Raw genomic sequence first — 15,142 nt, forward strand, 5'->3', positions numbered from 1 at the left:
CGATGAAACCTCACGCCACGGCTTACAGCCAACGGCTGCTGCGCGGTCAGACACCGTCCTACGAACGTTTGCAGGCGCGTCTGGCCGAGGATGGCAACCAACTAAGTGCCGAGCCGATTGCCGTGCATTGCGGATGGGGCCGGTTGCTGATCGGCCACACCTTCCCTGACCCCGCCAGTCTTGCCCGGGAGTTGCTCAACGAGCAGCCCGGCGAGCGCGACATCGCCCTGTACGTGGCCGCGCCGCAGCAGATTCTCGGTCTGGAACCGACCCAACTGTTTCTCGACCCCTCCGACACCTTGCGCCTGTGGTTCAGCGATTACCGCCAAGCCACCCGGGTGTTTCGCGGCTTCCGCATCCGTCGCGCACAAAGCGAAGAGGACTGGCAGTCGATCAATCAGCTGTATCAGGCACGCGGCATGCTGCCGATCGATGCCACCTTGCTCACTCCGCACCATCAGGGCGGGCCGGTGTACTGGCTGGCCGAGGACGAGGACAGCGGCGCGGTGATCGGCAGCGTCATGGGCCTCAATCATCAGAAGGCTTACAACGACCCGGAAAACGGCAGCAGCCTGTGGTGCCTGGCGGTCGATCCGCAGTGTTCGCGTCCCGGGGTCGGTGAAGTGCTGGTGCGACATCTGATCGAACACTTCATGAGTCGCGGTTTGAGCTACCTGGATCTGTCGGTGTTGCACGACAACCGTCAGGCGAAAAACCTCTACGCCAAGCTCGGTTTTCGAAATCTCTCGACCTTCGCCATCAAACGCAAGAACGGTATCAACCAGCCTTTGTTTCTCGGGCCCGGACCAGAGGCAGACTTCAATCCCTACGCACGGATCATCGTCGAGGAAGCCCATCGACGTGGCATCGATGTGCAAGTGGACGATGCCGATGCCGGGCTGTTCACCCTCAGCCACGGCGGGCGTCGGGTGCGTTGCCGCGAATCCCTGAGCGACCTGACCAGCGCCATCAGCATGAATCTGTGCCAGGACAAAAGCCTGACCCATAAAGTGCTGAAAAACGCCGGGTTGAATGTGCCGTCACAGCAGCTGGCGGCGAACGCGGATGACAATCTGGCGTTTCTCGACGAGCATCAGCGGGTGGTGGTCAAACCACTGGATGGCGAGCAAGGTCAGGGCGTGGCCGTAGATCTGCAAAGCATTGAAGAAGTGCAGCAAGCGATCGATTCGGCGAAACAATTCGACAGCCGCGTGCTGCTCGAAAGTTTCCATGAAGGCCTCGACCTGCGGATTCTGGTGATCGGTTTCGACGTGGTCGCAGCCGCGATACGCCGACCTGCCGAGGTGGTCGGTGACGGTCATCACTCCATCGGCGCGCTGATCGAAGCCCAGAGCCGCCGCCGGCAAGCGGCCACCGGCGGCGAAAGCAAAATCCCGCTGGACCATGAAACCCAACGCACCCTGCACGCGGCCGGTTACGACTACAGCAGCATCCTGCCGGCCGGCGAGCATCTGTTCGTGCGGCGCACGGCGAACCTGCACACCGGCGGCACCCTGGAAGATGTCACGGCCATTTTGCATCCGACCCTGGTCGATGCCGCCGTGCGCGCGGCGCGAGCGCTGGACATTCCGATGGTCGGGCTCGACCTGATGGTGCCCGCCGCCGATCAGCCGGAGTACGTGTTCATCGAAGCCAACGAACGGGCGGGCCTGGCCAACCATGAGCCCCAGCCGACGGCCGAGCGATTTGTGGATCTGTTGTTTCCACACAGTCAGCCGGCCGTTTGATCTTCCTTCAGCGTCACTCCCGCATCCCATGCGGGAGTGACGCCCCGCAACAGGAGTTTCCATGACCATCCAAATTCCCGAACCGGATCTGAACTACCTGCAAAAAGTCCTGCTGGAGATGCTTGCCATTCCCAGCCCCACCGGCTTCACCGACACCATCGTGCGTTACGTCGCCGAGCGTCTGGAGGAACTCGGCATCCCCTTCGAAATGACCCGACGCGGCACCATCCGCGCCACCCTCAAGGGCAAGAAAAACAGCCCCGACCGCGCCGTATCGGCGCACCTGGACACCATCGGTGCCGCCGTGCGCGCGGTGAAGGACAACGGCCGTCTGACCCTGGCGCCGGTTGGTTGCTGGTCGAGCCGTTTCGCCGAAGGCAGCCGCGTCAGCCTGTTCACCGACAACGGCGTGATCCGTGGCAGCGTGTTGCCGCTGATGGCTTCCGGGCACGCCTTCAACACGGCCGTGGACGAGATGCCGATCAGTTGGGATCACGTCGAACTGCGTCTGGACGCCTACTGCGCGACCCGCGCCGATTGCGACTCGCTGGGTATCTGTGTGGGGGATGTGGTGGCGTTCGATCCGCTGCCGGAGTTCACCGAAAGCGGCCATATCAGCGCCCGTCACCTCGATGACAAGGCCGGGGTCGCGGCGCTGCTGGCAGCGCTGAAGGCAATCGTCGACAGCGGTCAGGAGTTGATGATCGATTGCCATCCGCTGTTCACCATCACCGAGGAAACCGGCAGCGGCGCGGCGGCGGCCCTGCCGTGGGATGTCAGCGAGTTTGTCGGGATCGACATCGCGCCGGTCGCGCCCGGCCAGCATTCCAGCGAGCACGCGGTGAGCGTGGCGATGCAGGATTCCGGTGGGCCTTACGACTATCACTTGTCGCGGCATCTGCTGCGTCTGGCTGGTGAAAACGAGTTGCCGGTGCGCCGCGACCTGTTTCGCTATTACTTCAGCGACGCCCATTCGGCCGTCACCGCCGGCCACGACATTCGCACCGCCCTGCTCGCCTTCGGCTGCGATGCGACCCACGGCTACGAACGCACGCACATCGACAGTCTGGCCGCACTCAGTCGTCTGCTGGGGGCATACATCCTGAGTCCGCCGGTGTTCGCCAGCGATGCGCAACCGGCCAACGCCTCACTGGATCGCTTCAGTCACCAGATCGAACACGAGACACAAATGGAAAGCGACACCCGGGTGCCGTCGGTGGACAGCCTGGTGGGGCAACGCTCGGACAGTTGAGTCTGGCCCTCGGCGATCATTCGCCGTAGCATCCCGACATTGATTTAGCCGAGGTGCCCATGCTGATTCCCTACGACGCGCTCGAAGTCGACACCCTGACCCGCCTGATCGAGGATTTCGTCACCCGCGACGGCACCGACAACGGTGACGACACCCCGCTGGAAACCCGTGTGTTGCGGGTTCGTCAGGCCCTGATCAAGGGGCAGGCGCTGATCGTCTTCGATCCGGAAAGCGAGCAATGCCAGTTGATGCTAAAGCACGACGTGCCCAAGCACCTGTTCGACTGAAACGGTCAACGGCCTTTGCCGTTGACCTGCTTGCGCTGGATCCGCTCGTAGACTTCGGCACGGTGCACGTTGACCTGTTTTGGCGCCTCGACGCCGAATCGCACGCTGGAGCCGTTGACCGCCAGAACGCGCAAAGTGATGTTGTCGCCGATGGAAATCAGTTCACCGACGACACGGCTGAGTACAAGCATGGGGGGTGTCCTTCAAGGTTTTCGAGCCTCGAAGATGCGCGGCTTTCGAGCGCCCTACAATGCGCAGCGGGCAAATCAGTCAAACCCTACACGCAATGACGCATCAGCCTTCAGATGTTTCCGTCAAACCGGTGTTTCAAGTCGCCGAAAACCGTGGCCCGAACAGAATCACGCTGGCACCGATCACGCACAAGGCGACACCGATCCAGTCTGATCCCAGCGGACGGATGCGCTCGACCACGGCCAGCCAGCCAATCGAGGCAATGATGTAGATCCCGCCGTAAGCGGCGTAGGCGCGACCGGCGTAGGTCGCTTCAACACGCGTCAACAGCAGCGCAAACAGGGTCAGGCTGAGCAGCGCCGGGATCACCCACAAGGCACTTTTGCCCTGGCGCAACCACATCCAGAAAGCGAAACAGCCGGCGATTTCAAACAGCGCGGCAAGGAAAAACCACAAGTAGTTGAGCATGCAGATGACTCGTCAGGGTGACTGTGGCGGTCACCCTAACGACGGGGCTCTGACGGTGCAAGTTCAGCCGTTGTTCTGCCTGGCCTTGGCGCGCATCTTTTCGGCCATCGCGGTCATTTCGTTGTACAGCAGCTGCGGGTTCTTTTGCTTGATCGCCCAGGCCATGCGGCCTTGTTCGTGGGGCAGAATCATGAACTCGCCGGCGGCGACCTGCTGGTAGATGTAGTCGGCAATATCGGCGGCGGTGATCGGTGAACTTTCCAGCAACTTGCCGACCTGAGCTTTCATGGCCGGCGTCGGACCACGGAACGAGTCCAGCAGATTGGTCTGGAAGAACGACGGGCAAACCACATGGACACCGACTTCCTGCTGGGCCAGTTCGATCAACAGACTTTCGGACAATGCCACGACGCCAGCCTTGGCCACGTTGTAGTTGCTCATCGCCGGACCTTGCATCAGTGCCGCCATCGAAGCGATGTTGATGATCTTGCCCTTGCTCTGTTCCAGCAACGGCAGGAAGGCCTTGCAGCCCTTGACCACGCCCATCAGGTTGATCGCGATCTGCCAGTCCCAGTCTTCCAGCGACAGCTCGCTGAAGAATCCGCCGGAGGCCACGCCCGCATTGTTGACGATGATGTCGATGCCGCCGAACTTCACTTCGCAGGCCTGGGCGAACGCGGTGAGCTGGCTGTAATCGCGCACGTCACAACGCTGGATAAAGCCATCGCCACCGGCCTCGCGAACCAGTTTGAGCGTCTCTCGCAGGCCCGGCTCACTGACGTCCGACAAGGCCAGTTGCCAGCCTTCACGCGCCCAGCGCAGCGCGATTTCGCGACCCAGGCCGGAGCCCGCGCCAGTGATCATCATGCGATTTTGCATAACAGACAGCCTTGTTGTTCCGGGGAAGATGCGCGGAGTGTAGCGAAGGATCCGGAGCGACCCACGCTCCATCAGATTGCTGAATGGCAAGAGCAAACCGTGGCATCGAACGAAATAAGACCGTGAACCAAATACGTTAAAAAAACATTGAATTTTCTTTCACGCGCGCCAGTCGGAATTTGTAAGCCGTCTGGATTTAGTTCAACTTCCAGCCGCCCTTGAACAACGAGACTCCTCAGACACTATCAACAAGGAATTCGACATGGGCACAATTCTTATCATTATCCTGATCCTGTTGCTGATCGGTGGTCTGCCGGTCTTCCCGCACTCCAGAAGTTGGGGTTACGGTCCTTCGGGCATTATCGGCGTAGTGCTGGTTGTACTGTTGGTGTTGCTGTTGCTCGGCCGCATATGACCTTTTGACCGAAAAAAAAGAGGCCCTGAAAAGGGCCTCTTTTTTATTGCGCGGAAGATCAGTCCGGCTTGCCGTTAATCACACCGGCGGTGTTGTCGAGCAGGCTCTTGGTAGCCGTCTGCAGGAACGCTTCGAGCTTGAGTTTCAGCTCGGCGGTACGTGGTGCGTCCGGAATGATTTCAGCCGAAGGATTCGCGCCCAGTTGGTACTGGTAGATCTTCGGCGCCATTTCCTTCTCTTTCGGCAGTACCAGGATCTGGTCAGCGGTCACGATGGCAGTAGTCTGCTCGCTGCCCGACGGCTTGATCACACCGAAACCGGTGTCGCCTGCCGGCAGGTTGAGCAGGTCACGACCCCAGCACTGATGACGCACTTCGCCACCCAGACGACCCATGATGGTCGGCACGATGTCGATCTGAGTGCCCACAGTGTGGTCACGGGTACCGAATTTTTCCTGGATGCCCGGTGCGATCATCAGCATCGGCACGTTGAAGCGGCCCAGGTCCATTTCGGTGATCTGACGCTCGTTGCCGAAACCGTGGTCGCCGACGATGACGAACAGGGTTTCCTTGAAGTAAGGCTCCTTGCGGGCCTTCTCGAAGAACTGGCCCAGTGCCCAGTCTGCGTAACGCATGGCGGTCAGGTGCTCGTTGAGCGTGCCACGGTCGGTTACGCGTTCGACCGGCAATGGCGTCGGCAAGGCGTAAGGCGTGTGGTTGGACAGGGTTTGCAGCAGCGCGTAGAACGGCTTGCCGTTTTCCCGTGCCTTCAGTTCCACCAGACCGCGGTCGAACATGTCCTGGTCGGACACACCCCAGGTCGGATCGGAGAACACCGGGTTGACGAAGTCGTTACGGCCAACGAAGTTGGTCATGCCCTGGTTGCTGAAGAAACCGGACTGGTTGTCCCAGGCGAAGTCACCGTTGTAGACGTAGACGTCGTCATACTTGCGCGCGCTGAGCAGCTGCGGCAGGCCGGACAGCTTGTGGCTGCCTTCCGGGGTCTGCATCAGGTATTCGAAACCCGGCAGGTTCGGGAAGCACGCCATGGTGGCGAACATGCCCTGGTGGGTGTGGGTGCCGTTGGAGAAGAAGCGGTCGAACAGCAGGCCTTCCTTCGACAGTTTGTCGAGGTACGGCGTGATGTTGCCCGGCGCGCCCAAAGCGCCCACCGAGTGACCGGCCATGCTTTCCATCAGGATCACGACGACGTTCTTGATCGGCAGGGTCTTGTCGGCCGGCGGCGTGTAGTCACGACGCACGGCGGCGATGTCGGCATCCACCAGTTTGTCGTCCGGCATCACCAGCATGTCGCGCACGACCTTCTGCGCCTGATCCTGCGGCAGCGTGGCTTTCCAGATGTTGTTGCGGTCTTCGCCCATACGGTCCTTGGCTGCCGCGATCAGCGACAGGGTGCCATTGAGGCCGAGCTGGTTGGCGAAGTTCGATTCGGTGGTGTACACGTCACCCCAGCGCAGTGGCGGGCCTTGACGCAGGGTACCGCGCACGGCAACCACACAGATCAGCAGGCACACCACGAACACCGCCAGACGCGCATACCATGGCGCCACCTGACGGGTGCTGACGTTGCCGCCGCTGAACGGGCCACGCGGGCGGGTCAGACGGTCGGCGCCCTTGAACGCCAGCGTCAGGATCACCGTGCCCACGGCCCAGGCCAGCAGGTAGCGCACCACCGGGAAACCGTACCAGAGCATGCTCATCACGGTTTTCGGGTCTTCCTTCACGTACTGGAACACCAGGCCGTTGAGGCGCTGGTGGAACTCGCGGTAGAAGTCCATCTCCATCAGGCCGAGGAACAGCGCGATGCTGGAGGTCACGGTCAGCCACAGGCGGAAGAACCCGCGCGCGGCCATGGCCCGGGCACTGAACAGCGCCAGCACCATCGGAACGCAGAGGTAGACCACCAGACGCAAATCGAAGCGCAGGCCGTTGGCGAAGGCTTCGAGAAAGGTCGAAGCCGGGGTGTCGAGGATCATCTCGCGGTTGTAGACCAGCAGCGCGAGGCGCAGCACGGAAAACATCACCATCATGACCAGCGCGCACAAGAGCGTGTAGGCCAGATGCGATTTGACGGTCGGTTGCAGCAGGCGACTGGAAGATCGCTGCTGATTCAGGGCGTCCGGGTTTGCCATGTCGTTTTAGGACCCATTGGAAGTTGAAGTTGCAAAAATACAGCTGCGCCCTGCCCTCTGTTGGCCATTCCAGGCCCCGGGGCTTGCGCGGTGCGCAAATGTTGCACGATCACCGGCGGCATTGCCATTGATTACTGCCCCGCTGCCGGACTCTTTCATTAAAGGCACGGCATACCCGGACAGATTCAAATGGCGCGGGCGAATTGTCTTGAAGCGTTTGTGAAAATTTCGTGCAACGCATATCCGGAAACACAATATCGCTACAAAACAAAACGCCCCGAGTTCATCGGGGCGTTTGCAGAGCACGCGATACTTACTTCTCGGCGCGTTCTTTCAGGGCTTTCAAGGTATTGAACGGTGCGTCGACCACGAACTTGTTGGCAATCATCGACGGCACGCTGCCACCCGGCTCGGTGTGAACCTGATAGGTCACTTCGACCTGATCGCCTTTTGGCACGAATTTCCAGAAGCCTTTGACCTGAGCGACACGCACAAAGCCTTTTTCTTCCGGCAGGTACTTCGGCACGCCTTCCAGATTGCGGGTCAGGCTGCCATCGGCGCCTTCAACGGTGGTGACGTGCAGGATCGAGTCGCGCGGGGTTACCGGCCATGGCGTGTTGAACTGGGTGTAGGTCCAGCTCTGGTCACCTTCGTGCTTGAGCAGTTTCTGGGTCTTGCACTCGTGAATCCAGGCACAGGCACCGGAGACGTCTTCCTGCAGTGCGCGCAGTTTGGCGACGGTGGTCTTCATCAAGGTCACGCCCTGATACGACTTGTAGTCCGAACCCGGCACTTCGCTCAGGGAGACCTTGATGCCGTCTTCGTTCTTGGCGACTTTCCAGTCTTCAGCCTGGGCAGCCGAAGTGGCCAGCACGGCAGTCAAACCACACAACACAGCGATACGATGCAGCGAACCCATAGTCTTATTCCTTATTGTTGAAGTTCCGTACGTTTGACACATCACGCCGCCGTCATCTGCTCCCACCAGCCGAGCAGTCTGATCGCCTCTTCCTGACTGCTTCCGCAGACTTCGACATCGGCGCTGAACCCTGAACAGACCGCCGGACGTTCCGGTCGGCCGAAAATGCTGCACAGGTTTTCGACCGAGAGCTGAACGCAACGTTCGCCGGCAGGTTTGCCATCGGGCATGCCTGGAATCGGCGAGCTGATGGAGGGGGCAATGCAACAGGCGCCACAGCCTTCACGGCATTTCATGACGACGAGTTCCTCGCGACGGGCAATGTGTTAAAGGGACGCGGAACAGGGTAACCGCTTAAACGGCTGTTTTAAATTCCCTGAACCGGGGTTTTTACGCAGAAACGAAAGTGACTGACCAGTCTCCGACAAAGCGTCTGGTCTGCGGGTCACGGATCGATTGAATTTACTGCTTGAATTCGAAATCCAGCGCCGCGCCTTCGACTTCACGGCGTTCTTCGTTGCGCAGCTGCAACTGCATTTCGTTGCTCAGCAGGCGGCCGTTGAGCTGGAAGCCACTGTCCTTCTCGCCGAACATCTGCGGCAGGATCGCTTCGCGCTTGGGCAGCGGAACGCTTCCAACCGGTTTCAACTGCTGAACCATGTCTCTGGGTAGACTCAAGTCGAGTTTGGCCGGGGGTAGCGGCGTCTTCGCCACTTCACGGGCGGATTTCGACTTTGAGGCGATCGGCGCACGTTTCTTTGCCGGGGCGGCTTTCTTCTGCTGCTTGTCCTTTGCAGGTACGGCTTTCTTGCTGGCCACCGGTTTTTTCACCGTGGAGGCTGCTGTCGGTTTTTCCGAAACGGCAGCGGCCATGACAGCTGGCGCGTGACCGATCATCAACAGACCAAGCAAAACCCAGGCAGCAGGAAAAATCGCTTTCATGGAACCTACAACGCTAACGGCAGAGGGCCATATGCTCGCCTGTTGAACGCCACATGACAAGCGCGCGACACAGTCTGTTCAGAAACCGCCAGCCGTTTCCTGACAGAGTTGAGTCGCCAGCAAACCCAAAGTCATCAATGCCCGTTCAGCCTCACGATTCCACGGCGTGCCGCAGTTCAGGCGGATACAGTGGTTGAACTGCTCGGTATTACTGAAGATCAACCCGGGCGCGATGCTGATGCCCTGCTGCAATGCGCGGACATGCAATTCCTGGGTGTTGACCCGCCCCGGCAGGCTCACCCACAGGATGAAACCGCCCGTAGGCCGGGTCATTTGCGTGCCTTCAGGGAAGTACTGCTGCACCGCCAGCTGGAATGCGCTGAGGTTTTTTCGGTATTCCTGGCGGATGTACCGTAAATGCCGGTCATAACCGCCATTTTCCAGATAGGCGGCGATCGCCATTTGCGTGACGCTGCAAGCCGAATGCGTGGTGAAGGTCTGCAGACGCTGGATTTCCTGCTGATACTTGCCGGCAATCATCCAGCCCACACGCACACCCGGTGACAGGGTCTTGGAGAAACTCGAACAGTAAATCACCCGATCCAGCCGGTCGTAGGCCTTGAGGGCCTTGGTGCGGCCCTGCTCGAACATCAGTTCGCCATAGATGTCGTCTTCGACGATCTGGATATCGAAGTCCGAAGCCAGACGCAGCAATTGTTTTTGCCGCTCTTCGGGCATGGTGCCGCCCAGCGGATTGCTCAGACGGGTCGTCAGCACCAGGGCTTTGATCGACCACTGGTTGGCCGCCAGTTGCAGCGCTTCCAGGCTCATGCCGGTGGCCGGGTCGCTGGGAATTTCAATGACTTTCAGGCCCAGCAGGTCGGCCAGTTGCAGCAGTCCGTAATAGGTTGGCGATTCGGCGGCGATCAGATCGCCCGGACGGGTCAGTACGCGCAACGACATCTGCAGCGCATCGACACAACCGTGGGTGATCACCACTTCCGAAGGATCGACCACCACACCGGCGTCGCGCATGCGGATCGCCACTTGCCGGCGCAACGGCTCGAAGCCCGGACTGAACATGTAGCTGAAGGCCCGCGGGCTATGGAATCGGGTGACCTTGGCCAATTGCTGATGCAGCGCGCGCACCGGCAAGTAATCGACGCTCGGTACGGCTGCACCCAGCGGAAAGACGCCTTCGCGGCGCGACTCGACCAATACTTGCTGAATGATGCTGGCGCGGGTGACCAGGCCAGGTCGTTCGACCCGGGCAATGTCCGGGGTCGGTGCAGTCAGCGCCGGCGTCTGGTGTACGTAGTAACCGGATTGCGGCCGTGCGCGGATCAGCCCCTGATCCTCGAGGTTGGCGTAAGCCTGCAACACCGTGGCATGGCTGACGTTGAGCTGCGAACTCATCTTGCGCACCGAAGGCACGCGCTCGCCCGGTTGATAGACGCCACGGCGGATGTCTTCGGCCAGCTGTTGAGCAATACGTTGGTAGAGCAAGAGATTGGTCATGACGCAGCACTCGATATCACGGGCGTTTTATTTTTGTGTGAACAATACCGGAACAGTTCTGAAGTGTACTGGGACAGTTGCCATATTAGTCAACCATACAGTCCAGTGTCGGATAAATCTGTACTGCTTTGTGAGGTAATCGACAGACGTAAAAAAGCCCGGCGCTGCACGACAGGCCGGGCTTTCCAGCAACGCCACCCTCAGCGGGCGGCGCCGAGCTGGCCTTTTTCGTCGGAGAACACGATTTCCACCCGACGGTTCTGCGCTCGCCCACGCTCGGAAGCGTTGGCGTCCACCGGGTATTCGTCGCCGTAACCTTCGACTTGAATGCGTTTTTCGTCGATGCCCAGATCCGTCAGCACATCGGCCACCGACTGCGCACGATCGCGGGACAGTTTGAGGTTCTCCTGCTTGCCGCCAGTGCTGTCGGTGTAACCCTCAATGCGCACTACGCGTTTCGGATTGAGTTGCAGGAACTGCACGATCTTCAGGACCACGCGATTCGCCGAATTCTTCAGCTCGGCTTCGCCGGTGTCGAACAGCACGTCACCGAGGGTCATCACCAGGCCACGGTCAGTCTGGGTGGTAGCCAGTGCGACAATCTGTTCTTCCAGCCATTTGCCCTGCTGCTGCACGCTCAGCAGTTTGGATTCGCGCAGCGCCAGTTGCAGACGTTGACGCTCAAGCTCCAGCTTCGCCGCGCGCTCTTCGTTGAGCACCAGGTTGGTGTGCTCGCGGGCGATCTGGCTGTAGCGCTGGCTCAGATAGGAGTAATGCGCCACGTCCGAGCCACTGCCCCAATAAGTGGACAGGCGATCGGCACGGGCCAGGGATTCACCGGCACGGATCACGTCTTTCGGCGCGATACGCAGCACATTGGAATCTTCCTTGACCTTCTGGAAGTCAGCGCTGGCTTCCTGCAAGGCGGTTTCGCTGTGTTGACCGGCGCAGCCGTAAAGGCTGGCGCAACCCACGAGAATCAGAGTGCCGAAGGCTTTTGAAGTCAGCTTCATTGGGCATCCCCCAGTTGCTTGCGCAGGCGGACGATGCGGGTGTTGAGCACGTTCAGCTGCTCTTCGCTCTTCTGGGTCAGCACCTTGGCTTCGGCCAGACGTGCATCCAGCTCGGCCTGTTCGGCACGCATCCGCGCGTTCCTGAAGGATTCGCCGGCCATGCTGCCCTTGGCCCGGTTGAATTTGTCTTCTGCCAGTTTCATTTCCGGCACTTCGTCGGCGGTGGCGCCGACGGCCTTGGCCTGATCGAGCGCCTGCTCGGTCAAACGCATTTGTTCATTGGGTGCCGGATCGCTGGCGCAACCGGCCAGGGCCAGAACGGCCAGGGCCGTGAAAAGAACTCGATTACTCACTAAGAATCCCTACTGTTTTGGGGCGCTGACAGGTTGTTGCGGCGGCTGTTGCTGCTGCGCCTTCCAGCGCTCGATGTTGCGTTGCAGCGCGGCTTCCGTCAGGCCGGACGCGGGCAATTCTGTCATCTTTTTGGCCAGCTGTCCGCGCAACCACGGATCGTTGCAGGCCGAGTTGTGGGAAAGCGCAAGGAACAGACCGGGCCGGTCAATCGGTTGCTCGAAGGCCAGCAGATCATTGGCCATGCCCAATGCCTGCGCGGCCGCCATCCCGGAGTAGCGGCCGGCGAGTACATATTCCACCTCGCCCAGCAGAAGTTTCTGCAGGGCCTGAGTGAGGTTTGCCGTACGGGTCAGGGTCAATTGCTTCTCGGCGAAAGTACTGAATGCCTGGGTCATTCGAGACTTTTCCGACAATCCTCCTTGATGGCCCTGGAGATCCTTGGCTTCGCTGTAGACCAGGGTCGAGCCCTTGCGGGTCCAGACCAGATAGTCGTTTTCCAGCAGCGGCGGATGAATGTAGTCGAGGTTTTCCAGCTCGTTGAAGGCCAGCGGCGCGTCGGCCAGCATATCCATGCGCCCGCTGCGCACTTCGTCGAGGGCCTGGGAGCGCTTGCCGGCGTACAGCAGTTCGACCTTGATGCCCAGGTCTTTCGCCACCTGTTGCAACAGGTCGGCGCTGGCACCGATCAGTTGTTTGGGGTTCTGCGGATCCTGCCAGAGGTACGGCGGTGCATCCGGGCTGCCGGTGACGACCAGTCGCTCGCATTTGCCCGCCGCCATGGATAACCCCGGCAACAGGCTGGAACACAGCAATAACGAGAAGCCCAACCGGCGATGCAGATCCATGGCGAAACGCTCCCACTCAAATCCGAGACAAAAAAAAGCCCGACCAACAGGCCGGGCTCTTTATAAGTGAAGCCGCCGGATTAGACCAGCTTCTCCAGCTCAGGTACGGCTTCGAACAGATCCGCCACCAGGCCGTAATCGGCGACCTGGAAGATCGGCGCTTCTTCGTCCTTGTTGATCGCTACGATCACTTTGGAGTCTTTCATGCCGGCCAGGTGCTGGATCGCGCCGGAGATACCGACGGCGATGTACAGCTGTGGCGCAACGATCTTGCCGGTCTGACCGACCTGCATGTCGTTCGGTACGAAACCTGCGTCGACCGCGGCGCGGGAAGCACCCACGGCAGCGCCCAGCTTGTCGGCCAGAGCGTACAGGTGTTTGAAGTTGTCACCGTTCTGCATGCCGCGGCCGCCGGAAACGACGATCTTGGCAGCGGTCAGCTCAGGACGATCAGACTTGGCCAGTTCTTCGCTGACGAAGCTGGAAGTGCCGGCGTTGTGAGCAGCGGCAACCGATTCAACGGCAGCCGAACCACCTTCTGCAGCAACCGGGTCGAAACCGGTGGCACGCACGGTGATCACTTTGATTGCAGCGGTCGATTGCACGGTAGCGATGGCGTTACCGGCGTAGATCGGGCGCTTGAAAGTGTCAGCGCTTTCGACCGAGATGATCTCGGAGATCTGGTCAACGTCCAGCTGCGCGGCAACGCGCGGCAGGATGTTTTTGCCGTTGGAAGTGGCGGCAGCCAGGATGTGGCTGTAGCCCTTGCCCAGTTCGGCTACCAGCGGAGCAACGTTTTCCGGCAGCTGGTGCGCGTAGGCAGCATTGTCGGCGTTCAGGACTTTGCTCACGCCAGCGATTTTCGCAGCGGCTTCAGCCACGGCACCAGCGCCCTGGCCTGCGACCAGAACGTGGATGTCGCCACCGATTTTGGCAGCGGCAGCAACAGTGTTCAGGGTGGCCGGGGCCAGCACCTTGTTGTCGTGTTCGGCGATTACCAAGATAGTCATGATTAGATTACCTTCGCTTCGTTTTTCAGTTTCTCGACCAGTTCAGCCACCGACTTGACCTTGATGCCTGCGCTGCGTGCAGCCGGCGCTTCGACTTTCAGGGTCTTGTTGGTGGAGGCGGTGGAAACGCCCAAAGCGTCCGGAGTCAGCGTCTCGAGAGGCTTCTTCTTGGCTTTCATGATGTTTGGCAGGGACGCGTAGCGCGGCTCGTTCAAACGCAGGTCGGTGGTGACGATCGCGGGCAGTTTCAGGGAAACGGTCTGCGCGCCGCCGTCGATTTCGCGGGTCACGGCAACGCTGTCGCCGGAGACTTCGACTTTCGAGGCGAAAGTGCCCTGACCGTAGCCGCTCAGTGCAGCGAGCATCTGGCCGGTCTGGTTGTTGTCGCTGTCGATGGCCTGTTTGCCCAGGATCACCAGCTGAGGCTGTTCCTTGTCGACCACGGCCTTGAGCAGCTTGGCCACGGCCAGGGAAGTCAGGTCTTCAGCGGATTCGACGAGGATGGCGCGGTCGGCACCCAGAGCCAGTGCGGTACGCAGCTGTTCCTGAGCGTTTGACGGGCCGATGGAGACGACGACGATTTCAGTCGCAACGCCTTTTTCTTTCAGGCGTACGGCTTCTTCCACTGCGATTTCGCAGAACGGGTTCATCGACATCTTGACGTTGGCGAGGTCTACGCCGGAATTGTCCGCCTTGACGCGAACCTTGACGTTGTAATCCACAACGCGTTTGACAGCTACAAGAACCTTCATGGATTCCTCGTTACTCTCCGGTGAAAAGAAAGTCGCCTAGGCGAACCTGGCGGTTGATGCTCATCGGGCACAAGGGCACCTCCAAAAACGCCGGCTGAGTCGGATGACCGTTCGTCAGTCGTGACCGACGAGTCATGCCGCTTCGCGGTGTGTAAACTGCGCGCCGAACCTGCGCTGCGCATCACCGGTTACCGCCTACGCCCTGTCTTTAGAGGTGCTCTTGAAACCACCATTCAGCCTACGGCGAGCGCAAAACCGCCCGTATCTTGACCGGAACGCCCATTCTGGTCAATACGCCAAAATGCCCTGTCATAAGCCGCGCTTCTTTGATTTCTCTGGGCTGGAGCCGATTCAAACAAACGTTTGTATTGGACGCTAAGAGTGGTGTAGATATAA

At 60.1% G+C, this 15,142-nt stretch carries 17 protein-coding genes; 4 read left to right on the plus strand and 13 right to left on the minus strand.

The annotated features are described in order from the left end of the window. Positions 1-2: 2 nt before the first annotated feature. From ngg to DXT77_RS25845, 3 genes are all read left to right on the plus strand, one after another. Positions 3-1,748, plus strand: a complete 1,746-nt coding sequence (gene ngg, locus DXT77_RS25835) for an N-acetylglutaminylglutamine synthetase (RefSeq protein ID WP_119429706.1) — start codon at positions 3-5, stop codon at positions 1,746-1,748. 61 nt (positions 1,749-1,809) lie between these two features. Then, the gene (locus DXT77_RS25840; protein WP_119429707.1) at positions 1,810-3,000 is read left to right on the plus strand and encodes an osmoprotectant NAGGN system M42 family peptidase; all 1,191 of its coding nucleotides are present in this window, start codon (positions 1,810-1,812) and stop codon (positions 2,998-3,000) included. A 59-nt stretch (positions 3,001-3,059) separates the two neighbouring features. Next, positions 3,060-3,287 (plus strand): YheU family protein, encoded by a 228-nt coding sequence (locus DXT77_RS25845; protein WP_085710893.1) that lies wholly within the window; start codon positions 3,060-3,062, stop codon positions 3,285-3,287. 5 nt (positions 3,288-3,292) lie between these two features. Here DXT77_RS25845 and csrA read toward each other — a convergent pair whose 3' ends face one another. The 3 genes from csrA to DXT77_RS25860 all read right to left on the minus strand — a co-directional run bounded on the left by csrA (position 3,293) and on the right by DXT77_RS25860 (position 4,826). Further along, positions 3,293-3,478, minus strand: a complete 186-nt coding sequence (gene csrA, locus DXT77_RS25850) for a carbon storage regulator CsrA (protein WP_085710894.1) — start codon at positions 3,476-3,478, stop codon at positions 3,293-3,295. A 136-nt stretch (positions 3,479-3,614) separates the two neighbouring features. Then, a complete protein-coding gene (locus DXT77_RS25855; protein WP_085710895.1) occupies positions 3,615-3,947 on the minus strand; it encodes a YnfA family protein in 333 nt (110 codons plus the stop codon). 63 nt (positions 3,948-4,010) lie between these two features. After that, positions 4,011-4,826: an SDR family oxidoreductase gene (locus tag DXT77_RS25860; protein ID WP_119429708.1), complete on the minus strand. Its 816-nt coding sequence runs from the start codon at positions 4,824-4,826 to the stop codon at positions 4,011-4,013. Between the two features lie 262 nt (positions 4,827-5,088). On the opposite strand from DXT77_RS25860, the gene DXT77_RS25865 reads away from it, so the two are divergent. Next, positions 5,089-5,241 carry a DUF3309 family protein gene (locus tag DXT77_RS25865; protein WP_003226960.1) on the plus strand — a complete coding sequence of 51 codons (153 nt, stop codon included), beginning with the start codon at positions 5,089-5,091 and terminating at the stop codon, positions 5,239-5,241. Between the two features lie 58 nt (positions 5,242-5,299). Here DXT77_RS25865 and DXT77_RS25870 read toward each other — a convergent pair whose 3' ends face one another. The 10 genes from DXT77_RS25870 to DXT77_RS25915 form a co-directional block, all read right to left on the minus strand. Further along, on the minus strand, positions 5,300-7,393 hold the full coding sequence (locus DXT77_RS25870; RefSeq protein WP_119429709.1) for an LTA synthase family protein: 2,094 nt from the start codon (positions 7,391-7,393) through the stop codon (positions 5,300-5,302). Positions 7,394-7,706: 313 nt separating this feature from the next. Further along, a complete protein-coding gene (locus DXT77_RS25875; RefSeq protein ID WP_085710898.1) occupies positions 7,707-8,312 on the minus strand; it encodes an START domain-containing protein in 606 nt (201 codons plus the stop codon). A 41-nt stretch (positions 8,313-8,353) separates the two neighbouring features. After that, on the minus strand, positions 8,354-8,608 hold the full coding sequence (locus DXT77_RS25880; protein WP_085710899.1) for a YkgJ family cysteine cluster protein: 255 nt from the start codon (positions 8,606-8,608) through the stop codon (positions 8,354-8,356). A 166-nt stretch (positions 8,609-8,774) separates the two neighbouring features. Further along, positions 8,775-9,254, minus strand: a complete 480-nt coding sequence (locus DXT77_RS25885) for a translation initiation factor 2 (RefSeq protein ID WP_119429710.1) — start codon at positions 9,252-9,254, stop codon at positions 8,775-8,777. A gap of 78 nt (positions 9,255-9,332) precedes the next feature. Next, on the minus strand, positions 9,333-10,772 hold the full coding sequence (locus DXT77_RS25890; protein ID WP_003226969.1) for a PLP-dependent aminotransferase family protein: 1,440 nt from the start codon (positions 10,770-10,772) through the stop codon (positions 9,333-9,335). Between the two features lie 200 nt (positions 10,773-10,972). Further along, positions 10,973-11,785: an OmpA family protein gene (locus DXT77_RS25895; protein ID WP_085710901.1), complete on the minus strand. Its 813-nt coding sequence runs from the start codon at positions 11,783-11,785 to the stop codon at positions 10,973-10,975. After that, the gene (locus tag DXT77_RS25900; protein ID WP_178083494.1) at positions 11,782-12,138 is read right to left on the minus strand and encodes a DUF4398 domain-containing protein; all 357 of its coding nucleotides are present in this window, start codon (positions 12,136-12,138) and stop codon (positions 11,782-11,784) included. The genes DXT77_RS25895 and DXT77_RS25900 overlap by 4 nt, the downstream gene beginning before the upstream one ends. Before the next feature lie 9 nt (positions 12,139-12,147). Then, positions 12,148-12,984, minus strand: a complete 837-nt coding sequence (locus DXT77_RS25905; RefSeq protein ID WP_119429711.1) for an ABC transporter substrate-binding protein — start codon at positions 12,982-12,984, stop codon at positions 12,148-12,150. 80 nt (positions 12,985-13,064) lie between these two features. After that, positions 13,065-13,994, minus strand: coding sequence for an electron transfer flavoprotein subunit alpha/FixB family protein (locus tag DXT77_RS25910; protein WP_075118734.1), 930 nt, complete (start codon positions 13,992-13,994; stop codon positions 13,065-13,067). Between the two features lie 2 nt (positions 13,995-13,996). Next, on the minus strand, positions 13,997-14,746 hold the full coding sequence (locus tag DXT77_RS25915) for an electron transfer flavoprotein subunit beta/FixA family protein (RefSeq protein ID WP_119429712.1): 750 nt from the start codon (positions 14,744-14,746) through the stop codon (positions 13,997-13,999). Positions 14,747-15,142 lie beyond the last annotated feature (396 nt).

The sequence above is a fragment of the Pseudomonas sp. 91RF genome, assembly GCF_003576265.1.
GTDB lineage: Bacteria > Pseudomonadota > Gammaproteobacteria > Pseudomonadales > Pseudomonadaceae > Aquipseudomonas > Aquipseudomonas kribbensis.